Consider the following 23,105-nt stretch of genomic DNA (forward strand, 5'->3'; position numbering starts at 1 on the left):
GTCCGCGGCTTCTTGATCATACGCGACTTTCCTTGTAACTTCGGTATGTCTGAGAACTCTTTGCGTGTTCTGTCAATGATTCGATCATGTCTTTCATCCTGTTTTACAGCTCGTCATATGAAAAACTTATAAAAATGGTAACGAGCGATTTTTTTGACAGAATTTCTCTTCGATTTTATAATCCAGTCATCTCTTTTACTTACGACTAATTCGCCAACCAAATATAGGTCCGTCCATCAACACGAAAGACCTCAACTAGGTTCCTGCACAAGAGCATGACAAAGACGATCAACCTGCCGATACTGAAAATAACCTCCGATTGACAATGTGAACCTATCGTCAAGTGTTTGGCTTATTATGGGATATGGTTATTATCTAATACTTCGCGGATTAGTAGTTTTGGAGCAGAACTTGTTTGCGGCCGCAATGAAATCCTGAAAATGATGGAGACTTCATGAACAACCAATTTTTTAAAGGGCATGGGTTAGGGAATGATTACATTGCCCTTGAACCTTCTAGCCTCAGCTTCAAACTCACCCCTCGTATCATTCGGACGATCTGTGATCGAAATTGGGGAATCGGAAGCGATGGAATCTTAGCTCTTCACCCCACGAAGAAAGCCAACTTTGGATTACGTATTTACAATCCTGATGGATCAGAAGCTGAGAAATCCGGGAACGGCCTGAGAATTTTTGGGTGCTATCTCTATGCCACTCGAAAAACCCGGAAACGGAAATTTAGCGTCCTCACCAAAGGCGGGCTCGTCCAGATTCACCTAGGCGTCAAAGGAGATGGGTATGTTCACGAAGCCACGGTTGAGATGGGACGGGCCTCGTTCCAACCTATTACGCTTCCTTGCACGCTTCGCGTTCCCGAACTTATTCAGCAACCGGTTAAAGCTGCCGGGCAATCGCTTCGATTTATGGGGGTTAGCGTCGGGAATCCCCACTGTGTCGTCTTTAAAGAAAAAGGCAGCACATGGACGCGTGAAGACTTGCTAGAGATTGGTCCCGAACTCGAAAACCATACCATTTTCCCAAAACGCACGAATGTTCAGCTGGCCGTGCCGCTCGGCCAAAAATCCATTTCGATTCTCATTTGGGAACGGGGGGCAGGTGAAACGCAAGCTTCTGGTTCGTCTGCCTGCGCTGCAGCCAGTGCGGCTATTCGCTTAGGATTAGTCAAAAGCCCTGTCACCGTCAAAGCGCCAGGCGGGAACCTCGAAGTGGCCGTTGACCCTCAATATAACATCACCATGAAAGGGCCGGTCGCAGAAGTCGCAAGAGGAGAATTTAGTACTCCATTCATTCATCATTTTCGACAATCAGAAAAAAAATAGCTCACAAACACTTAACTGAGGGCTCGTTCAATGCGTCGGAGTATCGTGAACGTGAGAATCTTCCGATATCGGTTCTGATTCGTGGTTCCCCACGCCGTGCCACAGGTCTCATCAGACCAACTCCAGTAGCGTTCTTGTGCATGTGGTCCTACCACAACTGGTCTACGCATCACTGGGCTCACCTTAGGACGGGGGAGATGCCCACGATTCGATGAAGCGTGTCCATTTCGATTAGATGTCGATCAACTCAATCAAGCCTACAGTCGTTTCAATAATAGCGAACCCGCAGAACGATCAGTCGAATAGACTAGACGTACACATCGCAACCACACACATTGACAAGCGAATGTTCAAAGGTGTGGCGATAACTTCTGCATGTATGACGTGAGTCATTACGCGGGGTTCGTTGATAGGCTTCAGTTCCAACTCATGAGGTTTCGCTATAGATTTTGAGTATCCTTTCACGTATTCTCATGAATTGATGCCGTCAGGCATTTGATAAAATTGATCGTCTACCAGAATTGAATTCATTCCCCACTCATCTTTTATTACATCAACATGGAGGTATCATATGGGGCTCTTTGATTTTGTCAAAGATATCGGAGAAAAAGTTTTTGGAGACAATGACGAGCCAGCTGTAAAAATTAAGGAACACATTGAATCACGCAATCCAGGCATCAAAGATCTCAACGTCGAATTTAAAGATGGCAAAGTGAATCTCTCTGGTGACGCGGGGAGTGCAGAAGCCATGGAAAAAGCGGTGTTGCTTGCGGGAAATGTTCAGGGTGTCACAGACGTTGGAGCTGACAAGGTTAAAGCTCCATCCCAAACGGATAATGTGGAGTACTATGTCATTGAAAAAGGCGACACGCTTTCTGGCATAGCCCAAAAAATTCTCGGCAATGCCATGGACTATCCGAAAATCTTTGAAGCGAATAAAGAAGTCATCAAAGATCCAGATTTAATATATCCAGGGCAAAAAATACGAATTCCTAAAGGATAAGCTGCCAGTCCTTTTACCTTCTCTGATATGTTCAATTGACCAAAGAGGCGTCTAACCGGTCGCCTCTCTGGTAGCACCTCTGGCCAAGTGGCCTCCTGGTCCGATCTCTCCCTCTTTACTTATCATGCCTGAACTTTTATAGGGTTACCACCTATAGCGAGACGAGAAATGAATTGGGTAGACTTTCCACCCCATCTGGTGATCTGTCTGTACCTAAGGGAGTTAGCAGGATGCATATGTTGAATTCCGTTCTTCTTGATGTTTCTGGGACCGTTTGTCTGATTATCTCGCGGCCTTCCTTCCGTTCTTACTATTGAGTGAGGGAGTACGATGACAGATGACTTTTGGCGCCTGGCTGGCAAACGTTCATTCAACAAGGTGTTCACCACTGACAGGGTAAGAATGTGCAAAGACATGGAGGAGAGACTATGCCATTCGGCGGTTTAGGTCGGCGTCGTATCCCAGGACAACGGCGCCCTCGAATGAGCTTGAAAATGCGTCTGATCCCGATTGTCCTGTTTGCCTGTTACGGACTGTATTATTATGTGTCTAATCAAGAAATCGTTCCCATCACCGGCCGCGCTCAGTTAGTTGAAATTGACCGTCAACAGGAAGTGGCTCTTGGGGTGCAATCCTACCAACAAATTCTCAGTGAATCCCAAGTCGTGTCTCAAGGAGAAGCCGTCGATCTCGTACGACGTATTGGGCAACAACTAGCCAAGGCTGCCGTTGACGTCGATCCTGGATTTCAATGGGAATTTAATGTCATCAATTCAGAGCAGGCCAACGCCTTTGCCTTACCTGGAGGGAAAACCGCCGTCTATACCGGGCTCCTGCCGGTGGCAGAAAATGCCGATGGGCTTGCCGTGGTCATGGGGCATGAGATCGCCCATGCCATCGCTCGTCATGGGGCCGAACGCATGGCGCATCAAAAACTTATGCAAATCGGATCCATGGCAGCCAGCGTGGCATTGGGAGATATGGACTACGATACCCAACGAATGGTCTTGGGGGCCCTGGGAGTCGGAGCCCAATATGGCATTATGCTTCCATTTTCCCGCGATCATGAATCAGAAGCCGATTACATGGGTCTGTTATTTATGGCCAGAGCCTGCTTTGACCCGACCGAGGCCCCGGAATTGTGGGAACGAATGGGGGAGATGAGTCAAGGCAAACAACCAACTGAATTCATGTCGACTCATCCCAGCCACGGTACTCGTATTCGGCAATTCAAGGAATGGATGCCGGAAGCGCTCGAAGTGCGAGCGCAACATTGTCAATCGTAATGGTTACTTGGAGTTGCGTTGGACTCGTATGGTGCACCGACCGACCCGATTCACTCGTTCTCATCCGAAACCTCTATCGTCTGTTGAGCAGAATAGCGTCTATGGGTATCGTGGCGGAATCGTGCTTGGCGGAGTAGCGTGCGGAGGTCAGGCGAGAGGTGTCCCTCAAATGAAACCTTGCCATTGGTGACCACAGTCACGGGTTGAGAGAAATCAACTAACTCATTATTCAAAAAGACGGTATACCGTCGCACCCTGGTGGTCTTGACGTCAATCCGATTCGGCGAGATCACTTTGGCATCGAGCTTGGCATACACTTTCTCGGCAATCCATTCATCACGTTGATCGATTAACTGTTCTGAAAAGGCGGCGATTTGGTCCGTCGCATCAATCCGCACCCAAGCAAAACTTTGTAAATGCGTGGCATCCCGAACCACGGACACTCGCTGAGCAATCGGCCCTCGCTTTTGTTTATCAAACCACGAAATCAATGCCGGCAATTCTTCCCTTGGGAAAAAATGTCCTCCAGCATGCGGATGGGTGAAATTATGTTCCTGATACACATGCGGAATGCCACGATTGTTCATTTCATTGACCAACGAACGACTGAGACTCACCGGCATGACTTCATCATGCAGACCGTGAATAATGTAGATGGGCGTGTTTTGTAAGTTATCGAGGAACGGAAACAGCACATCATCAATACCACTCGCCATTGGGGCAATTCCGGCAAACATGTCGGCATGATGCATCCCGATAATCCAAGCCCCCACTCCGCCATTCGACATCCCGGTCAAGAACACTCGATCACGATCAACAGAATAGTGCGCTTGAAGCGTACGCACAATTTCCAGAACAAGTTCTTCAGCCGAACGACTCCACCAGGCTCCCATCGAAACCGTCGGACACACAAGGATATATTGGTCATTTAATCGTGGCACCCATCGTGTTAAATACGACTCGCCCGTAAACCCGGCACCATGCAAACACACAATCAGTGGATAGGGTTTGCCAGGATCATACGAAGGCGGGACATAAAGGCTGTACCGATACTGACGTCCTCGTACGATGATTTCCTTTGATGGCTGTGGCCCGACTGGTTGCTGCGAAAAACTTTGGGGTTGTTCGATAGCTTCCGACACGGCCGACACCGAGGCATCCGAATGCTTCAAAATATCAGACAACACGGTTTGTGCAGACTCGCCGTCTAAAGACGTAAGGTATTGCTGAACAAGGGACGTGAGGGATGTGGATGTTTCCGAAATATTTTCTGAAGAGAGTTCTGCTGCGTCTGTTATACCAAGACTTGAAAACCCGAACAGCAGCAAGAGAAGCAGGCTTAAGATGGTCAATACATATCTCATGTGATGAGTAACATTTTTGATAAATCAATTCCATTACATAACATCACCCTACCAACCCTTCAAACATTCAGTCAAAGTTAAACAGTGAAAGTCCGCATACTCCATATCAGCATTCCCCTCCTTTTTCATAAATTCGAGTCTGACCCCTTATGTTCATGATGCGCCTGTCGTACCATCCTTCGGCAAACTCAGGATGGCCATTTGACGAGCCGTCCTGGAGTTGTCTTCCAACGTCATCGGCCAAGTTTACTTTTCACCATCGAGAGCACGGCCGAAATGGTTCCGGGAATGAAGGCGGGCACGGCTTGCGGATCCATTTTGATGAAATTCAGAAATTCTTGTTTGTCGATCGGCATGCGATGGGTCAACCGATGCAAAACTTCTCTCACAAATGATTGTCGTAAACTCGTAATGCGTTCATTGAGGGCATTTTTCTGTACGTCATTGACTTCATACCGTTCAAAAATCTTTTTCCGATAGCGCATGTCGTCATAAATTTTCTCAATGGCACGCTCATGGCCCCACATGGTTGCTGAATAGACATTCATACCTTCGCCATAGCGACATTCACATTTGGTGGAAAACGCAATCTTATCCGACGCTTTGGCCAGATCAAGCCAAAATAAATATTCTTCCCCTGTAATGGTAAATTCGATCGGATAGCGAATGTCGGGCATTTTTTTGAATCGATAGACGATCGTTGACTGACCCAAGATATTCCCCACGATAATTTGCGTAAACATATCCGCTCGGAACTCATACAGATGGGTGGTGCCTTCGATCAGCGGATGATCTTCCATGTTCACCCGCTTCATCCGATCAAAGGCTGAAATCTCCTGGTGCAACTGATAGTGATCGGTAAAATAAAAATCATAGCCTTTATCTAAGGCAAGGATTGCGTTAGCTAGATGATCATCCGTCCATTCATCATCAGAATCCAAGAATGCCACGTATTCCGTTTCGGGTCGTAACTCATCAAGGGCTCGGTTTCTTGCTCGCCCTTGCTTCATATTTTTCTCCTGCTTAATAATTCGAATTTTTTCTGGATGAGCATTCATGATGTCCTCAATCTCCGATTCGGGCGTCACCGGAGAGACATCATCTACAATGATAATTTCATAATCCTCAATGCCCTTTTGCTCAATGGCAGACGTGATGCACTTTCTCAAGACCCCCTCCTTCTTTTGAAAGTAGGGAATGACTACTGCTGTACGAATATTCATCTTGAGTCCTTTCTCACTGAATCTTTCGTATGGGACTATCCACGTCGAAGCTTACGTCCAACAGTATGGCGATTTTCCGCATCCGTTCATATATTCAATGTGGAGCACAACGATACCGCGAGGTTGATGAGGCGTCATCATGAAGGAACTATTGAGACAGACACCCGGTCGTGTCTTCGGTCATATCAACAAAGAACTTGAGGGATGATCCCTCCCCAAAGCTTATCACACAGCCTCATGATCTATGGACCGCATGAACGACAACAATTTTCAATTGGTACAACTCACCATAGATTCGACCATACATAACTTTCAGTTAGACTGAGTGGACCTTCCCGGTCAAAACCATGTCATTACCGAGCATTTGAACTGTTAGGTCGTCAATCGAGAACGCTTGCGACAGATGTGTTGGCGACTGACCACCAATGACCCCTTTTGCATTTTGGCCACCTAACATCCGGGGAGCCACATAGAGTTGCACCTGATTGGCAAAACCTCCATGAAGGATGGCGGCATGTAATTCACTGCCTCCTTCCACCAACACATTCGTGATCCCCAACTTTCCAAGCGTTTGAAAACATGCCGTTAAGGACACATGACCTTTTTTCTGGGGAAATTCGAGCACCGTCACATGAGCTTTTTTCAGCAGCGCTTTTTTGGTTTTTGGCGCCTGCGCGGTTGTGCAAAGAATCGACGGTTGCTCAAGCGTCCATCGCAAGACTTTCGACGTTGGAGAGATTCGTAATCGACTATCGAGCACGATTCGCGTCGGTTGTCGCGCATGGGTTGATCGTTGAGAAGAGAGGCCCTTTCGTACCGACAATTCCGGATTATCTTTGATGACGGTGCCAATCCCGACCATGATGGCATCGACCTGACTTCGCAGCTCATGCACATGTTGTCGAGCCAGCTCTCCCGTAATCCATTGAGATTCACCCGTGGCTGTTGCGATTTTCCCATCAAGTGTCATCGCGGCCTTCAGAATGACATACGGTAGCCCAGTGCGTATCCAATGGCTAAAGACTTGATTGAGTTCCTGTGCTTCGCGTTCCATGCAGCCAACATCGACCTGGATTCCTGCCCGTCGAAGTTGTCGTATCCCCTTTCCCCTCACCTTGGGGTTGGGATCTCGCATAGCGACAACGACACGTCGCACCCCAGAAGATTGTACTGCCGGCACACAGGGAGGTGTTCGTTTTGAGGTATGACAACAGGGTTCGAGATTGAGGTAGATTGTTGCGCCACGGGTTTTAGGGCCAGCCTTCTTCAGCGCAATCACTTCAGCATGCGGGCTCCCCGCTTGACGATGATATCCCCGTCCTACCACATGACCATTTTGGACGATTACTGCCCCAACCATCGGATTGGGGCTGGTGTGGCCCTTCGCCTTTTCAGCCAGACGAAGGGCCTGTTTCATGTACACCGAGTCTTGAGAGGCGTTGTTCACCGGCGGGACGTTGATTTTCGTGTGCGAGAAACTGGGCTACGGGATTGACTTCGAACCTTACGAGAGACTTTGCTTTTGGTCTTTGCCGGAGCTTTGGCTTTGGTTTTCGCCGGAACTTTGGTGTTGCTCTTCGCTGAAGCCTTACCTTTGCTCGACGCTGGAACCTTGACTTTCACACTCGCCTTCACGCTTTTCGTTGAACGCGTCTTTTTCTCTGAAGGCGTTATTTCCTTTTTTGGTTTCCCTTCGAGTGTTGACACGGCTGCCTGCGCGGCGGCCAATCGCGCAATTGGAACACGATACGGAGAACAGCTCACATAATGTAATCCAAGTTTGTGGCAAAATTCGACAGAACTCGGATCCCCACCATGTTCTCCACAAATACCCAGCTTAATATTCGGACGGGTTGCACGGCCAGCGTTAATGGCCCAGATCATCATCTCTCCAACCCCCTCACGATCAAGAATGGCAAAGGGATCAAATTCCAAAATATTCTCAGCTTTCTTGTCTATAGAAGACTTGCACATCCGGCACACCATGTTTTTCCAATCAACATTCGTGCGCTGGCAGTAGGGGCATCGATCCTGTCGATCCATATAGAACCCCGTAAACTTCGCGGAATCGTCACGAGAAAATCCATAGGTGGTTTGCGTTAAATCATTCGTGCCAAATGAGAAGAACTCGGCTTCTTGAGCAATATGACCAGCCGTCACTGCCGCGCGAGGCAACTCAATCATGGTTCCCACTAAATAGGTCAACTTCATGCCACAACGCGCCATCGTATCTTCCGCCACTTCACGGATCAGCTCTTTTTGGGCTTTCATTTCAGAGGCCATGCCAACCAGCGGAATCATTATTTCTGGAACAATCTTTTTTCCCTCTTCTGCCACTTCACACGCCGCTTCAAAGATGGCTCGAATTTGCATACGGGTAATCTCAGGCATCGTAATACCCAATCGACATCCCCGCAGCCCGAGCATTGGATTGAATTCATGAAGCTCGTCCACACGTGCCAACATCTTTTTCTTTTCTTGAATGTCGAGGGGATTACCATTGGTTGCCTCTAAGCGGGCCAAGTCCACCATCAGGTTTTCCCGCTTAGGTAAAAACTCATGAAGTGGAGGGTCTAAGAGACGGATCGTCACGGGATACCCCTTCATCTCCCGATACAAACCTATGAAATCTTGCTTTTGTAATGGAAGCAATTGTGCCAAATACTTTTCGCGATCTTCCCTCGAAGAGGCTAAGATCATTTGCTGCATGATCTCCACGCGGTCTTCCGCAAAAAACATATGTTCGGTACGGCAAAGCCCAATGCCTTCGGCCCCAAACCCCCTGGCAATTTGCGCTTGATCTGGCACATCTGCATTGGAACGGACTCGCAAGGTCCGGAAATTATCAGCCCATTTCAGAAGCGTAGAAAAATACTGATATTTCTCAGACTGGGAGGCATCCATTTTCCCTTGAATGACCTGAATGACCTCTGAGTCCACAACGGGAATATCCCCCGCATAGACCTGTCCTGTAAATCCATTGAGGGAAATCGGATCACCTTCAGACAACACCATCGTTCCCATGCGAACTTTTCCATCTCTCAGCACTTCCACACCGTCACACCCCGCCACACACACTTTTCCCATTTGTCGCGCAACCACCGCGGCATGAGACGTCATGCCTCCCTTCGCGGTCAAAAACCCTTCTGCCGCATGCATCCCATGAATATCATCAGGACTGGTTTCTTGCCGTACAAGAACGGCCCGTTCGCCTCGACTTTTAAGTTCCACCGCCAAATCAGCTGTCAAGACGATTTTTCCCGCTGCCGCTCCTGGGCCAGCAGGCAGTCCTTTGCCCACGGATTGAAACTTTTCTTCTTCTGACCGTTCAAAGATTGGATAGAGATATTGCGATAACTGCTCTGGAGCCACACGTTGTATGGCTTCGCGCCGATCAATCAATCCTTTTCTCACCATATCAACGGCAATTCTGACTGCAGCAATTCCCGTGCGTTTGCCTACACGAGTTTGCAACATATACAGCTTGCCTTCTTGAATCGTAAACTCTAGGTCCAGCATGTCACGATAATGCTTTTCCAACGTCTTCTGTGTTTTGGTGAGGGCTTTATACGCCTGCGGTAATTTTTCACTTAACGCCGAAACTGGAAGGGGCGTGCGAATACCAGCTACCACATCTTCTCCTTGAGCGTTTAAAAGACATTCCCCGAAAAAGACCGGCTCCCCCGTTGCGGGATTTCGTGTAAAGGCCACACCGGTCCCACTGGTGTCTCCCATGTTTCCAAAGACCATCGCCACTACATTAATGGCCGTCCCCCATTCATCAGGAATGTCATACAGTCGTCGGTATGTCACCGCACGATCGCCGAACCACGATTCAAACACCGCATTCACCGACATACGCAATTGCTCAAATGGATCCTGGGGGAAGTCTCGACCCTCCTCATCTCGGACCAATTGAGTGTAGCGAGTCACAATCTCGTGAAGGGCGTCTTCGGATAAATCCGTATCATGGACGGCATTGTGGCTCTGCTTCACTTCGCCTAACACTTTTTCAAAATGCTCTCTGGGGACATTCATGACCACATTGCCAAACATAGCGATAAAACGACGATACGCATCAATGGCAAATCGTGCGTTTCCGGTTTTCTTCCCAAGTCCCTTGACCGTTTGATCGTTCAAGCCTAGATTGAGCACCGTATCCATCATTCCCGGCATGGACGCACGAGCTCCAGACCTCACGGAAACCAAGAGCGGGGTGTCCACGTCTCCTAAGCGAGCCTTCATGGACTTTTCAACACGCTTTAAACCCTGCAGTGCCTGATCCCACATACCTGGGGGATAGCGCTTCTTTGAGTGAAAATACTCCACACACGCCTCTGTCGTAATCGTAAAGCCTGGTGGCACAGAAATGTTTAGATTTGTCATCTCGGCCAGACCAGCTCCCTTCCCCCCGAGGAGCTCCTTCATCGAGCCTTTACCCTCTGCCTTCCCATCACCATAATAATAGACGTATTTTTTGTGACGCATGACGTCGCTCCCCCCTAAAATAATGCTCGCTTCGCTGTTTGCGTAAGACCTCGATGAGTCAGGTCTTCTGATTTGGTGCCAATCAGGACAACCCCACATTCACTCACCATTCGATGGAGCATTTGATAACTCATAAATAAAGAATAGAGAAAGATTACGTGAAACACAATCGACAATTACTATACCTGTTCATTCAGACGTTACAAGCGTCTCGCATAGCGAGCAACGAAGTAGTGCTTGGCCCACATACCAGCTCCTATTACCACCATAACAAACAGCACAAGACCAATGAGACGGTAATCTTCATTCCGCTGCTCTTCATAATGGAGCGTTCCATTCACCCCCACGGTCAACGCCTGCCCTTCACGAATGGTATGCGTTTTCCCAGATGGATCTGCAAGATCTAGCCATTCCGTGCACACTTTCATGGGCCGATCAACCCCAACCACCTCCATCAATCTCACCTTCACACAATAATTGCTACTGACATCATAGATTTCTGGTTTGGATAATGCGACATCTAAGTTGAGCCCACTTACCCACCACCCGAGCACCATCAGACCATTACAGACAAGAATGAGCGCAACCGTGACCCCACGGGTGAACCAAAGCAATCGTCTGTCTCGATCGGCGGTCGACATGAAACGAGTTCCACACCTTCATCATGAGAATGTCACATCATCCATTCCTGTGAGATATTTCTATAACCAGTCGTCATTAGTTCACCGACGTGTCAACGCGTGAAAAATCGGCCAAAGTGAAAAACAGGTGATTGACCCGACCCAACAACGAAAGACGATTCGCACGGATGTGTTGATCAGAGGCATTCACCATGACGCCTTCAAAAAATCCATCAATCGGATTTTTCAATTGTAACAATGTCGTCAACGCACCGGCATAATCTTGAGAAGACAAATGCACGTCCATCGAGATTTGCGCGGCATCAACGGCTTCAAGCAGGTTCGTCTCCACATCATGTTCAAATAAGGTCTGATTGACTTGGATCGCACGCCATTGCTCTTTCTGAAGGATTCGACTCACTCGTTTATAGCCGCCAATTAATGGGGTAAATTCTGGTTGAGTCGCAACTTGTTGAAGTGCATGCATACGGGCGACTAAATCAGTGAAATCACAAACGCCTGGTGGTCGAGCTGACAGGACGGCATCAATCTGATCATCTGGAACGCCATAACGCGTTTTCATAAAAAACCGGAGTCGTTCGAGTAAAAACTCTACGAGACTGGGCCCAATTGAATCATTCGATGCCGGTCGTGCAACATTTTGAGACTTCAATATCTGTTCTGCCTGAGCAATCAGTTGAGTCACATTGAATCTCAGATTTTTTTCGACGATGATTCGAACGAGCCCGTAGGCTAACCGCCGCAGGGCCAGCGGGTCTTCAGAACCAGACGGGGTCATCCCAACGAAAAAAAACGCTGTACAAGTATCGAGTCGATCACCGACTCCCAACAAAATTCCCAGATTCGTCTGCGGCAACGGACCATCTGGCGTACCTGGAAGGTACAGTTCACCGAGTGCATCACTGACCTCAGCAGGCTCACCGTCATACTTCGCATATTCCCGACCCATGATCCCCTGAAGTGTGGGAAATTCTCCAACCATTCCCGTCGTGAGGTCAGCTTTGGCAAGATATGCCGCCCGCTCACAGACATCTTTCACAGCATATGCGCCAATCGTTTTTGCAATCTGAGGAACGAATTCTTGTAACCGGCACATCTTCTGATACACCGAACCAAGTTTTCGGTGAAAGGTGATTCCCTGTAATTGTGCAACACGATTCGCTAAGGATATTTTTCGGTCTTCACGGAAGAAGTATTGAGCATCACTCAACCGAGCCGAAAGGACTCGCTCATTCCCTAGGCGAATGACATCCATCTTCGGTAATGTCATATTCGTCACAGTAATAAAATTTGGAAGAAGATACCCATTTTCCCCAATAAGTGAAAAATATCCCTGATGTTCTTTCATTGCCGTGATTAAGACCTCTTGTGGCAATGTCAGAAAATTTGAACTAAAACTTCCAAGAATAGCCTGAGGACATTCTACCGTATACACCGCCTGTTCCAATAATTCTGATTCATGTTCAGCATACACAATGCCTTTGACCGATTTCGCTAACACACTGACTTCTGATTGAATCAAGGCTCGTCGTTCCTGGGGATCAACTATCACGCAACTCCGCTTCATCGCGGCCTCGTATGACGTCGGATGCTTAATCGTGATGGGCCGACCAATATTTGAACGTGGAGTGCCAAGAAATCGATGCCCAAAGGTCTTTGCCCCCGACAACACACCACCAACCTCAAAATGAAGCGTTTGACTCCCATAGAGGGCAAGAATCCATCGAAGCGGACGAGCAAACCGTAACTGAGAGTCATTCCATTTCATCGATTTCTTAAACGACAATTGTTGAATGACGTTGGGTAGATGCTCCTTGAGCACCTCCGACGTCCTACGGCCAGACTCGCGCTTCATCGCACACACGTACTGTCCCTTTGCCGTTTCTCGAATTTGAAGTGCATCCACGGGAACACCTTGGGTACTCGCAAACCCTATGGCCGCTTTGGTCGGGTTCCCTTGAGCATCATACGCAATAGATTGAGGAGGGCCCATCACCTCCTGAGTCAGTGCTGATTGCTTCGCCACAAGACCATCAATGAAGACCACTAACCTGCGAGGCGTTCCCACTGTCCAAATTGATTCATAGGCCAACCGCTGCTCACTCAGAGACGTTTTCATGAGTGTTGAAAGTTGGTGCAACGCTGAATCAATAGACGAAGCCGGAAGTTCTTCTGTCCCAAGTTCCAGTAAAAATGGAGTAGATATGGATGGTTGACGAGACGTTTTTCGTGTTGATGATCGCGGACGTGTGTTGGCCGGAGATGACGGAACACGCTTTCTGGCTTTCGTTGTGATGTTCCGACTCGTGTTTTGAGGCGATGATCTCATGATCGTTGGTTACGCGCGTTGACGTGGTTTAAGAGATTTATGTTTTTGCTCTGTCGAACGTGCCTTCGATATCAGTGGAAACCCAAGCGCTTCGCGTTGCGCCTGATAGCCTTCTGCACATCCACGCGCCAATGCTCGAACCCTGGCAATATACCCGGTCCGTTCCACGACACTGATCACCCCCCTCGCATCAAGAAGGTTAAAAAGATGCGATGTTTTCATGCAGTAGTCATAGGCGGGAATGACTAAGTCATGTTCGAGCAACTGTTGGCATTCCCGTTCATATGCATCGAACGTATGTCGAATCATCTCGACATTTGCCAGTTCAAAATTGTATGTGGAATTTTGAACTTCTGCCTCACGATACAGTTGACCATACGTCACGCCATCAGCCCATTGTAAATCAAAAAAATGATCAACTCCTTGGACATACATGGCAATTCGCTCTAATCCATAGGTGAGCTCGACCGTCACCGGATCAACTTCAATTCCCCCTACTTCTTGAAAATAGGTGAATTGGGTAATTTCCATACCATCCAATCTGACTTCCCACCCTAACCCCCAGGCACCGAGCGTTGGAGACTCCCAGTCGTCTTGAATAAACTGAATATCATGCTCACGTGGGTTGATCCCAAGATGCGCAAGGCTTTTCAGGTAGAGATCTTGTACATCCGACGGGGAAGGTTTTAACACCACTTGATATTGGAAATAATGCTGGAGACGATTGGGATTATCGCCATAGCGACCATCCGTTGGTCGACGACAGGGCTCAACATACGCTGCACGCCACGGCTCCGGACCAAGTGCACGCAGAAACGTTGAGGGGTTGAACGTACCAGCCCCCTTTTCAGTATCATAGGGTTGGGTAAGGATACAGTGCTGTTTAGACCAAAACTGATGAAGGGAGAGGATCAAATCCTGGAGGGTCACAACTTCTTTCAACCGTTCCTGAGAAGGACACGATTCTCATACGGATCGCTGGTCGTTAAGGAACATCAAGGTCAATCACGAAGTTTCATCGTGCACCGCGAAAGGTAGCAACAAACCTGCTGGTAGTCAAGGAAAGTCACACAATCTACGCTTTCACGATGCCTTGGCAAAATGGTCCAGACATGGGGATTCAACTTGTTTTTACTCGCAGCATTGATTTATTATAGCCACGCTTTGTTATTTTTTTAGGAGGGGCCTTTGCTATGAAAAGTTCACTGTATGTCTTGCTAGGAGCTATGGGGCTGGTCATTCTGCTTAGTGGATGCCAACAGCCATACAAAACCGGAAACGGATCAAGTGCCTCAGGTACTTCGGCAGCAAACACTGAATCGACAAACACCGCCTCACCAGGATCTCCGGCAGGAAGCTTACAGGCCTGCCTAGATAGTATTGGTGACGTCAGTCCTGGACAGCGAATGCTGGCTGAAACCACCTGCCAACGCAATGCAAAAGTGCAAGAAGCCATGGATAGCAATCCTGGAGACTATCTTCCACCTGCGCAACCATGATTCTGTCAATCAAATGTAATGAAAGAGCCTTCCCGATACCAAGGTATTCGGAAGGTTCTTTTTCCTTCAGGCATATCTTCTTTTATCAAAATTCCCCAAGCTTTTCCGCTTCAGTTTCATCTTCCTTGTGAACGACAACGACGCCTTCCATCCCACGATGCCCTTGAATGACACAACGGAACGGATAGAGCCCTGCTGAAAATCTTGCAAGAAAACTCACTGACTGCCCAAGAGAAAGATGAATAGCCTTTCCATGTTGCGTTGGTCGGTCAGCAGACTCCCAGAAGATACGCACTGTGGGATCATGAAAAAATGAACCATAAAACGTATGCGATTCACGCCCTTGGTTATTGATCACAAACCGAACAAACTGTAACTCCGGGAGTACTATCTTTTCAGGAATAAATCGAAATTCTTCCAAGAAAATGCGAACGGTGGGAGTGGAATTGATCAAAGATATCCAGATGCCAACACTGGATACACACACAAATAAAACCAGAATGGTTCCTACTAAGTGTTTCGATTTCCGCATTCACATGACCTTGACATCCCCTCACCTCTAGCAGAAAATGCCGTGATGGAAAATTCAATTATTATTGAAGGTATCCAATGTTCAGTCCATTGCGGCGTGACCAGTATGGAACGACGGCAACCGCAGCCCATTGTCGTTGATCTTACAATACACTGTGCCAATGCACGAGCCGCAGTTTCTGATGATTTAATAGATACAGTCGACTATGGAAAAATCGTGGGTCGAGTCGCAGACATCGCGGCCACATCGAGATTTTGCATACTTGAGGCCTTAGCTGAACGCATCAGTCAAACTCTTTTCCAAGAATTCCCCATTACTCACCTTGAAATGTGGGTACGAAAAACGGCACCTCCGTTAGACCATATCAATGGCTCGGTTGGTGTTCGGCGCTCACAGTCGCGTTCACAAACCTCTCATCAACAGCCAGCGACCAATCAACAGAGCGAACTCAGTCCGTTTTTTCTCGAACACTCCGCCAACCTTGGTCCAGGGAAAATCCTGGATCTTGCCACTGGCTCCGGTCGTCATGCACGATATCTTGCCGCACGAGGATTGTCAGTCGTCGGCATCGATCGGGATGAGGCAGCCTTGGCTCAGGCGCAAGAATTAGCGGCACACAACCCAAGCATCGCTGCCCATCAATTTGTGACACAACGTATCGATTTAGAGGCAAACCCTGCCAACCCGCCAGACCTTGGCAAGGAAGTCTACGATGGAATTCTCGTTTTCTTCTATCTCTTTCGTCCTCTATTTCCTCCAATCATTGAAGCACTCAAACCAGGAGGCCGCTTACTCTACGAAACGTTTTTAATTGATAATCAGATCGTTCATCAACATCCTCGAAATAAAGACTTCTGCCTTGAACATAATGAATTATTGAAACTCACCAACGGACTTCGAATCTTGCACTATCAAGAAGGTGAGCACAAAAGCCCACAAGGGAAAGAACCGGTATTCACGGCACAGCTTGTCGCACAAAAGGAGTAGTCTTTTCCCCTTTCTCTCATGAGACGCATCGACCTCCACCTCCACAGCACATATTCCGATGGAAGTCTCTCTCCAACGGACCTCGTGAAGCTCGCTCATCATGCGCAAGTTGGGGTGCTTTCCCTGACGGACCACGATACGACTGACGGGATAACTGAAGCCTCAGAGGCTGCCTCTTCTTATGACATTGAAGTCATTCCAGGCGTCGAGGTGAGCTCCTTGTATCGAGGAAAGGAAACCCATATCCTTGGCTATTTCGTCAACCACGAAAATCCACAATTTCAACAACATTTGACCTTTCTCCGCCAAAGCCGCCATGAACGGATACCAAAAATCATTGACAAGCTGAAAAGTTTAGGCGTCACTATTTCCTACGAAGACGTGAAAGCGGTCGCTGGTCGTGGCTCGATTGGCCGACCGCATGTTGCTCGAGTTCTCCTTAAGAAACACTATGTCCCAACTATCGAACAAGCCTTTTCTCGTTATTTGAAAGAAGGATCCACAGCCTACGTAGCCCGCCAATTACCGGATGCTCAGGAAGCCATTCGTTGGATTCGCGATGCTGGCGGTGTCGCCTCACTCGCTCATCCTAGCTGGGTCAGAAACTCTCTCAGTGAATTACAGGTAGCCTGTCAGGAATTGAAGACACTTGGCTTGCAAGCCATAGAGGTCTATTATAGTGCCCATTCTTCACGACAAACATCTGAATACCTCAACCTGGCTCATCGACTTGACTTGGTCGTGACAGGGGGAAGTGATTTCCACGGATCGACAAGACCTGATATCGACGTGGGAATTGGCAAAGGAAATTTGAAGATACCAGAACAAGCTCTGGAACAACTGAGGACATGTGCGGCAGGAAACCAAAAAGCTTCACCGTGAACCGTGTAAACTGCAAAATATCAATTAAAAGAAAACACCTTTCCTTCAACCTATGTTATTTTTCAATAGCACTTTTTCATATTTCATTGTGATTTTTTCATAGATTAGTTTTCTGGTGCTTCCACGATATGATTTTCGAATCGTGCGCAGCCTTCGGCCAGCAATCGATTGGTTAACATTTCACCCGGCCACTCAATCGGCAAATCTGCCGTAAACACCCACACATCGGGAGATGTCCAAATCGGCCCATGGTCCTCTGGTAAATCCGGATCAAAGAGATCAGTCCAAACTGGCATATAGACACCGTTCCCACATTGCGTATGTAGGTGCACAATCGTCCGACTGCGCACTGGGACTTCCAAGTCGTGCCAGACCGCAGCGGTTTCATCAGCGAGACGATGCAATCGAACGGCATTTTGTGCATCAAACATTGCATACGCGGCATATGAAGGGGCTTCCAGCATATGAGGAGCTGACGAAACTTCCGGACATTGAGACACGATTCCTTGGATTAATCCCTGACAATCTTCTTCTTGTAAGGCCTTGGGTAAATCAGTATCAGGCACACCAACAATTTCAAAAAATAAAAAAGCCGTGGACTCTACCGGTGGGTGCAACCGTGCGGCAATGGGGAGCCTGCGTTGAGAACTGGCGACCCCCGTAATATGTTCATGCATTTTTTGAAGACTGAGAAAATCAAGCGTGGTATCCGTCAATAACCGAGGCTCCACATTGACAACCGAACCAATTGAGAGGTGAAGATGTTTTCGTAGCAAGTCAGCCGTGGCGATGGGGTCAAGCTTTAACCCCAACGGAGCTGGCAAGTTCGCTTGAAGCGGCAACTCCAAAGCAGCCAAAATGGCATAGGTGTCTTTATCTTCTGGCTGACCTTCAATTAAGACCGCACAAGAAGCTTCGGCTAAGAGATCAAATAACCACTCAGCCATACTTTCATCCAGTGCAGCCAGTACGGTCAAGACATCATGCTCACGTTCTTGATCCAGCAGTGCTTGAAGGACTTCGATTGCTAGCTCCGAATCTCCATGATCATGCCGACGTGCATTGATCAGATGGATCAAGTCTCTCGTGAGAGGATCAGGTCGATACCAACTCGACATACGTCAACTCCACATAGACATGAAAATGTTTTGATGAAAATTTCTGAATCACTCTAGCATGACTTTTCACGAGGCGTCTGTCCATACTTTACCGTAACACTTCTCTGAGGCAACTTCCTGATTTATTCAACTCAACAGAGTCGGTGATAGCCGACGTACAACTATAGCGAATCCAATGAGTTTCCAGTCGAATTATTGAGACTGCCACAGCGTAATTCTTCGCCTCAAACCTCGGAAGTTATTTGAAACGGCTATAGGATACGGTAGACTTAAGCCATTTATGGTCCATGCGATTATCACTTTGTTCAAGAAGAGGACGGTCATTATCAATACTTTTATTACACGTGTCCTACTCACCAATAACTTTAACCAAGACACGTTTTTTTCGTCGGCCATCGAACTCCGCATAAAAAATTTGTTCCCACGGCCCAAAATCTAAGGCTCCATTCGTAATCGCGACGACAACTTCCCGCCCCATGAGTTGCCGTTTAATATGGGCATCACCATTATCTTCTCCTGTTGCATGATGGCGGTACGATGCACCTTGAGGTGCGAGTTTTTCTAAAAACTCGTCATAGTCTTTTATCAGACCCGGTTCATCATCGTTGATATAGACACTGGCCGTAATGTGCATAGCATTAACCAAGACCAATCCTTCTCTAATGCCGCTTTTGGTCACTGCACGTTCGATACGAGATGTGATATTGATATAGGCACGTCTTTCTTCTGTCTGAAACCATAATTCTTCCCGGAAGGACTTCACCTCAATGTTCCCCTTCAAACAATAAGCGCTAGAACCATTCTGCCTCAGGTCATCATGAGATGCAAGACGATTGTCCGTTCAGCCATTTTAATCAACGGGTGAACACGAGAAATAAACAGAGTGCCATATGACAACGACAACACATGACAATCGTCCAGACTTGAGACGGTAGGTTGGCTATTCACAACAGAACCATTTTACGTCCATTCAGAAACTATTTTTTCGGCACTTATATTTCGCAATGTTTATGTTTTTTTCAATCCAACAAAACAGTTACAATTAGGGCAGGCGATTTCATAAAAATCAGACGGTTCCTCACATGTATATATAACGCATCACGTCACCTTTCGTTTGACAAGGTACCCAAGTGATGGTATGTAGAATCTAATTGGTAGTTAACCTTAGTCAGACTCCCGACAACGGTCTATTTCATGAAGAATTCTTGCATAAGTCCTATCGCTGCCATTTTCAAACTGGAGCATCCCCACTATGACTGGACACTCTAACTCAGCAGTTTTTGAGAACTCGCTCCCAGAATGGTCCACGGTCTTGGCCCAAGAGCCCGATCAGGACTTAGAGTTTGACGAAGGGTTAGAAGATGACGAGTTGCAACAGCACAAGCCCCCAACTCGCCGGCCTCTCCTCTGGATTCTCATTTTATTGATTGCCGTCGGATTCCTATATTGGACTATGAAACCTGATCTGGCGAAACTCCCAGGAATGCCTGTCGCCTCAGATAGCCTGACAACACCTCCAGTGAATTCTGAACAACCCCTTCAACGCCCTTCTCAGGCCATGACATCTACACCAAAGTTTGGAGAAGGCGATACCGTAACGCTACTTCCGGGATCTTCTAAGGAAAATTCTCCCATTACACTCTCCAGTGATTCGGCAGGCAGACAGTCCGGATCTATCGTCAAGAAGGGAGATATTCTTACAATTCTTGATGGTGAGACCGTGAACGGGGAATGGATGTATTACATCACCACCTCAGCAGGTGAGCAAGGGTGGATTTTAGAGAAACATCTTCAGAAAAAACTCTAGTCACCTCTTTCCGACATGAGACATCAGATTGAGCGTAGACCATTCCTGCACGTTGATGAGCCAAACCTCAAGACAACACCAGACGCCAATGACATGTAAATGTCTCCCTCAATGAAAGCTATCCGAGCGCTCCCATCCAACACAGCAAAACACTTCTCTTTACTCGAATTTAAATGACTTGTGCGACTGTGATAAGATAGGCATCATCGAATATGCTTACTTCTACAAGACAGCAGTTAGTCAATAAAGACAGGTGACACTGAGCCACCAATCGCATGAATTTAAATAGATCACCCTTTAACTTTCTTTAGTGGAATGATATCTCCCCAAGACGCACAAGCCTATTGCAAAGACGTCTCAAAGAATAGTGGGAGTAATTTTTATTACTCGTTCTTGTTTTTGCCACCTGACCGTCGAGATTTGATGTACACGATTTATGCATTTTGTCGTGAAGTCGACAATGCCGTCGACGAACCCCCGGCAGGAAGCGATCCACTTGACCAGGTCATGCTTTGGCGAAAAGAAGTCACCGCTGCCTATGAGGGAACTCCCAGTTTTCCGGTGACCATCAGCTTAGGTCATCACCTCCAACATGTGGATATTCCAGAGACTTACTTCCAAGATCTTATTTCTGGAGTCGCAATGGACCTGACCATCAAACGCTATCAGACATTTGAAGATCTCTACCCCTATTGCTATCGGGTCGCATCAGTGGTGGGTCTTATTTGCTTGAAAGTGTTCGGGACACGTGCACCAGAAGCCACGGAATATGCAACGAACCTTGGTCTCGCCTTTCAACTCACAAATATTCTCCGTGATATTGGGAGTGATGCCGAGAACAACCGCATATATGTACCCCAGGAAGACTTTGAACGATTTGGATACTCCGAGCAGGACTTATTAGCTCGTCAACATACACCGGAGTTTGTCGAGTTTATGAAGTTTCAATGCGAACGAGCACGAGAGTATTACGCGAAAGCTCAGCATATTCTCCAGACCCTACCACCGACCGACCGTCGCTCCCTAATCGTCGCTGAAATTATGCGTGGGGTGTATAGTCGAATTCTTGATCAAATTGAAGCCAAGAATTATCAAGTCTTTGGACCGCGAGTGAGTTTACCCTCACTCAATAGACTGCTCATTGCAGCCGGCATTTGGCTACGTTCCTCCCTATTTGGGTCTACGACACAACAAGCGTGAAGCCTCACATTCTTGTTATGGGGGCTGGACTCTCTGGCCTTACGACGGCCTTTCGTCTCGCATCACATGGCTTTCAAGTATCGATCGTCGACCAAAGCCAAATCCATCCTTCAAAACATCTCACGGCAGCGCTTTCTCCTGATACACCTTCAAAAAAGACTCTTCACTCTTTGGATCGCACAGAAAAAACGTTTGATCATATTCACAGCATGCCGTTGGTGATCCATGGGTTTCAACATGCCACATGGTCCCTCTTGCGAGAACTCCAGCCTCTCTCTCATCTGACATCTCTCCCACCTGTCACACTAGAGCTTATGACTCGCACTCGACAATCTGCGCCCTTCAAACCTTTATGGGCTCCAACACCGTTCCACACGCTAATTGGATTATTACGCTTTCAAGGCATGTCGTTGACAGAACGCTGGACATTACTCAAAAAGCTTGAACAGTATTGGGAAGGAGACCTTGAGCTCCCTCCAGATTTGAAGAACCAAAGTGTGCAAACCTGGCTTTCCACACTAGAACAATCAGAACACACGATCCAGAATATTTGGAATCCCTTATGTCATTTCTTTCTTGGCTCTGATGTGACCCAAAGTTCAGCTGAGTATTTCAAAACCACGCTCGTGCAATACTTTTTATCAGCAAGAGAGCAGAATCGAACCGTCATTTCTCCGCTTGACGAAGACCCATTGTTCTTAACACCACTTCGAAAGACTCTGGCTGCTCAACATATCGCTTTCCACGAGCATGCGACAGTCACACACTTTCAATATGATGCGAGAGGTCTCACAGGAGTAAAATTACATGATGGCACAACACTCACAGCAGAATGCTATATTTCCGCCTTTCCACGAAAAAATCTCATTGCGTGCCTATCCGATCGCATCCTGACAAAATATGCCTATTTTTCAAATTTAGCACAATTACAAGAATTCTCGACGCTCGTCACTCACCTTGAAATTCCCGACGCTATACCCAAAGCAAGACTGCTTCTCTTCCCCCGCGCCTTCAACTGGATCGCCCTTCAGCCATTACGACACCCTCCTGATCTCACTTCAAACGGCACACGCTTATCATGCGTGACAACCAGGGAGCAGCCGGCAGATGAAAAATCTGATCGGGACACTCTTTCAGAACTATCCGATATGTTACCCTCACCACTCAATCAACACATACACGCGTCGTTATCAACGTCCATCATTCAACACACTCGAACCTTTACGCCTTGTCAACCTGAGACTTCGGTATTCCGTCCAATTCAAAAAAGTCCACTCTCAAACTTTTTTTTAGTAGGACCGTGGACCGACACCGGTTCTCCTCCATCGCATGAAAGTAGCATTATCAGTGCAAATCTCTGCACCCAATCGGTCCTTGATTTAATCGCACACCGCTGAATTGACAAGC

The 23,105-nt window shown here is 47.5% G+C and carries 20 protein-coding genes; 9 read left to right on the top strand and 11 right to left on the bottom strand.

The annotated features are described in order from the left end of the window. The first annotated feature begins 454 nt into the window (after positions 1-454). Positions 455-1,339 carry a diaminopimelate epimerase gene (gene dapF / locus ACWQXP_RS21990; protein ID WP_454065028.1) on the top strand — a complete coding sequence of 295 codons (885 nt, stop codon included), beginning with the start codon at positions 455-457 and terminating at the stop codon, positions 1,337-1,339. A gap of 11 nt (positions 1,340-1,350) precedes the next feature. On the opposite strand, the gene ACWQXP_RS21995 is transcribed toward dapF, so the two are convergent. Beyond that, positions 1,351-1,509, bottom strand: coding sequence for a hypothetical protein (locus tag ACWQXP_RS21995; protein WP_454065029.1), 159 nt, complete (start codon positions 1,507-1,509; stop codon positions 1,351-1,353). A 401-nt stretch (positions 1,510-1,910) separates the two neighbouring features. Here ACWQXP_RS21995 and lysM point away from each other — a divergent pair, with 401 nt between their 5' ends. Both lysM and ACWQXP_RS22005 read left to right on the top strand, forming a co-directional pair. Further along, a complete protein-coding gene (lysM, locus tag ACWQXP_RS22000; protein ID WP_454065030.1) occupies positions 1,911-2,342 on the top strand; it encodes a peptidoglycan-binding protein LysM in 432 nt (143 codons plus the stop codon). Positions 2,343-2,770: 428 nt separating this feature from the next. After that, complete coding sequence (locus ACWQXP_RS22005) at positions 2,771-3,628, top strand: M48 family metallopeptidase (RefSeq protein ID WP_454065031.1); 858 nt, start codon at positions 2,771-2,773, stop codon at positions 3,626-3,628. A gap of 50 nt (positions 3,629-3,678) precedes the next feature. On the opposite strand, the gene ACWQXP_RS22010 is transcribed toward ACWQXP_RS22005, so the two are convergent. The 7 genes from ACWQXP_RS22010 to glyQ form a co-directional block, all read right to left on the bottom strand. Further along, entirely contained in the window at positions 3,679-4,992 is a 1,314-nt protein-coding gene (locus tag ACWQXP_RS22010; RefSeq protein WP_454065032.1) for a carboxylesterase family protein, read from the bottom strand. A gap of 233 nt (positions 4,993-5,225) precedes the next feature. After that, the gene (locus ACWQXP_RS22015; RefSeq protein ID WP_454065033.1) at positions 5,226-6,215 is read right to left on the bottom strand and encodes a glycosyltransferase family 2 protein; all 990 of its coding nucleotides are present in this window, start codon (positions 6,213-6,215) and stop codon (positions 5,226-5,228) included. Between the two features lie 316 nt (positions 6,216-6,531). Next, positions 6,532-7,662, bottom strand: a complete 1,131-nt coding sequence (ribD, locus tag ACWQXP_RS22020) for a bifunctional diaminohydroxyphosphoribosylaminopyrimidine deaminase/5-amino-6-(5-phosphoribosylamino)uracil reductase RibD (RefSeq protein ID WP_454065034.1) — start codon at positions 7,660-7,662, stop codon at positions 6,532-6,534. Further along, positions 7,659-10,703: a pyruvate, phosphate dikinase gene (ppdK, locus tag ACWQXP_RS22025; protein WP_454065035.1), complete on the bottom strand. Its 3,045-nt coding sequence runs from the start codon at positions 10,701-10,703 to the stop codon at positions 7,659-7,661. The genes ribD and ppdK overlap by 4 nt, the downstream gene beginning before the upstream one ends. A 200-nt stretch (positions 10,704-10,903) precedes the next feature. Then, complete coding sequence (locus tag ACWQXP_RS22030) at positions 10,904-11,344, bottom strand: hypothetical protein (protein WP_454065036.1); 441 nt, start codon at positions 11,342-11,344, stop codon at positions 10,904-10,906. Between the two features lie 76 nt (positions 11,345-11,420). Next, complete coding sequence (glyS, locus tag ACWQXP_RS22035) at positions 11,421-13,673, bottom strand: glycine--tRNA ligase subunit beta (protein ID WP_454065037.1); 2,253 nt, start codon at positions 13,671-13,673, stop codon at positions 11,421-11,423. A gap of 9 nt (positions 13,674-13,682) precedes the next feature. Continuing rightward, positions 13,683-14,603 carry a glycine--tRNA ligase subunit alpha gene (gene glyQ, locus ACWQXP_RS22040; protein ID WP_454065167.1) on the bottom strand — a complete coding sequence of 307 codons (921 nt, stop codon included), beginning with the start codon at positions 14,601-14,603 and terminating at the stop codon, positions 13,683-13,685. Between the two features lie 263 nt (positions 14,604-14,866). On the opposite strand from glyQ, the gene ACWQXP_RS22045 reads away from it, so the two are divergent. Further along, on the top strand, positions 14,867-15,172 hold the full coding sequence (locus tag ACWQXP_RS22045) for a hypothetical protein (RefSeq protein WP_454065038.1): 306 nt from the start codon (positions 14,867-14,869) through the stop codon (positions 15,170-15,172). 85 nt (positions 15,173-15,257) lie between these two features. Here ACWQXP_RS22045 and ACWQXP_RS22050 read toward each other — a convergent pair whose 3' ends face one another. After that, the gene (locus ACWQXP_RS22050) at positions 15,258-15,704 is read right to left on the bottom strand and encodes a hypothetical protein (protein ID WP_454065039.1); all 447 of its coding nucleotides are present in this window, start codon (positions 15,702-15,704) and stop codon (positions 15,258-15,260) included. Between the two features lie 45 nt (positions 15,705-15,749). Here ACWQXP_RS22050 and ACWQXP_RS22055 point away from each other — a divergent pair, with 45 nt between their 5' ends. Both ACWQXP_RS22055 and ACWQXP_RS22060 read left to right on the top strand, forming a co-directional pair. Next, on the top strand, positions 15,750-16,691 hold the full coding sequence (locus tag ACWQXP_RS22055) for a dihydroneopterin aldolase (RefSeq protein ID WP_454065040.1): 942 nt from the start codon (positions 15,750-15,752) through the stop codon (positions 16,689-16,691). An 18-nt stretch (positions 16,692-16,709) separates the two neighbouring features. Continuing rightward, complete coding sequence (locus tag ACWQXP_RS22060; protein ID WP_454065041.1) at positions 16,710-17,573, top strand: PHP domain-containing protein; 864 nt, start codon at positions 16,710-16,712, stop codon at positions 17,571-17,573. Positions 17,574-17,677: 104 nt separating this feature from the next. On the opposite strand, the gene ACWQXP_RS22065 is transcribed toward ACWQXP_RS22060, so the two are convergent. Continuing rightward, positions 17,678-18,691, bottom strand: a complete 1,014-nt coding sequence (locus ACWQXP_RS22065; RefSeq protein ID WP_454065042.1) for a hypothetical protein — start codon at positions 18,689-18,691, stop codon at positions 17,678-17,680. A gap of 349 nt (positions 18,692-19,040) precedes the next feature. Beyond that, positions 19,041-19,454: a secondary thiamine-phosphate synthase enzyme YjbQ gene (locus ACWQXP_RS22070; protein WP_454065043.1), complete on the bottom strand. Its 414-nt coding sequence runs from the start codon at positions 19,452-19,454 to the stop codon at positions 19,041-19,043. Between the two features lie 489 nt (positions 19,455-19,943). Between ACWQXP_RS22070 and ACWQXP_RS22075 the strand changes: the two genes are divergently transcribed. The 3 genes from ACWQXP_RS22075 (at position 19,944) to ACWQXP_RS22085 (ending at position 23,095) form a co-directional block, all read left to right on the top strand. Further along, positions 19,944-20,498 carry a hypothetical protein gene (locus tag ACWQXP_RS22075; protein ID WP_454065044.1) on the top strand — a complete coding sequence of 185 codons (555 nt, stop codon included), beginning with the start codon at positions 19,944-19,946 and terminating at the stop codon, positions 20,496-20,498. Positions 20,499-20,813: 315 nt separating this feature from the next. Then, positions 20,814-21,698, top strand: a complete 885-nt coding sequence (gene hpnD / locus ACWQXP_RS22080) for a presqualene diphosphate synthase HpnD (protein ID WP_454065045.1) — start codon at positions 20,814-20,816, stop codon at positions 21,696-21,698. Then, on the top strand, positions 21,695-23,095 hold the full coding sequence (locus ACWQXP_RS22085) for an FAD-dependent oxidoreductase (protein WP_454065046.1): 1,401 nt from the start codon (positions 21,695-21,697) through the stop codon (positions 23,093-23,095). The genes hpnD and ACWQXP_RS22085 overlap by 4 nt, the downstream gene beginning before the upstream one ends. The last annotated feature ends 10 nt before the right edge of the window (positions 23,096-23,105 follow it).

It is taken from the genome of Candidatus Nitrospira salsa (assembly GCF_965152625.1).

Bases quoted from the DNA above. Each gene is read 5' to 3' on its own strand.
- ACWQXP_RS22055 (WP_454065040.1), top strand. From the start codon at position 15,750: ATGGAAAATTCAATTATTATTGAAGGTATCCAATGTTCAGTCCATTGC.
- lysM (WP_454065030.1), top strand. From the start codon at position 1,911: ATGGGGCTCTTTGATTTTGTCAAAGATATCGGAGAAAAAGTTTTTGGA.
- ACWQXP_RS21995 (WP_454065029.1), bottom strand. From the start codon at position 1,509: ATGCGTAGACCAGTTGTGGTAGGACCACATGCACAAGAACGCTACTGG.
- hpnD (WP_454065045.1), top strand. From the start codon at position 20,814: ATGATATCTCCCCAAGACGCACAAGCCTATTGCAAAGACGTCTCAAAG.
- ACWQXP_RS22075 (WP_454065044.1), top strand. From the start codon at position 19,944: ATGACTGGACACTCTAACTCAGCAGTTTTTGAGAACTCGCTCCCAGAA.
- ACWQXP_RS22045 (WP_454065038.1), top strand. From the start codon at position 14,867: ATGAAAAGTTCACTGTATGTCTTGCTAGGAGCTATGGGGCTGGTCATT.
- ACWQXP_RS22015 (WP_454065033.1), bottom strand. From the start codon at position 6,215: ATGAATATTCGTACAGCAGTAGTCATTCCCTACTTTCAAAAGAAGGAG.
- ACWQXP_RS22060 (WP_454065041.1), top strand. From the start codon at position 16,710: ATGAGACGCATCGACCTCCACCTCCACAGCACATATTCCGATGGAAGT.
- ACWQXP_RS22030 (WP_454065036.1), bottom strand. From the start codon at position 11,344: ATGTCGACCGCCGATCGAGACAGACGATTGCTTTGGTTCACCCGTGGG.
- ACWQXP_RS22005 (WP_454065031.1), top strand. From the start codon at position 2,771: ATGCCATTCGGCGGTTTAGGTCGGCGTCGTATCCCAGGACAACGGCGC.
- glyS (WP_454065037.1), bottom strand. From the start codon at position 13,673: ATGAGATCATCGCCTCAAAACACGAGTCGGAACATCACAACGAAAGCC.
- ACWQXP_RS22010 (WP_454065032.1), bottom strand. From the start codon at position 4,992: ATGAGATATGTATTGACCATCTTAAGCCTGCTTCTCTTGCTGCTGTTC.
- ppdK (WP_454065035.1), bottom strand. From the start codon at position 10,703: ATGCGTCACAAAAAATACGTCTATTATTATGGTGATGGGAAGGCAGAG.
- ACWQXP_RS22050 (WP_454065039.1), bottom strand. From the start codon at position 15,704: ATGCGGAAATCGAAACACTTAGTAGGAACCATTCTGGTTTTATTTGTG.
- dapF (WP_454065028.1), top strand. From the start codon at position 455: ATGAACAACCAATTTTTTAAAGGGCATGGGTTAGGGAATGATTACATT.
- ACWQXP_RS22065 (WP_454065042.1), bottom strand. From the start codon at position 18,691: ATGTCGAGTTGGTATCGACCTGATCCTCTCACGAGAGACTTGATCCAT.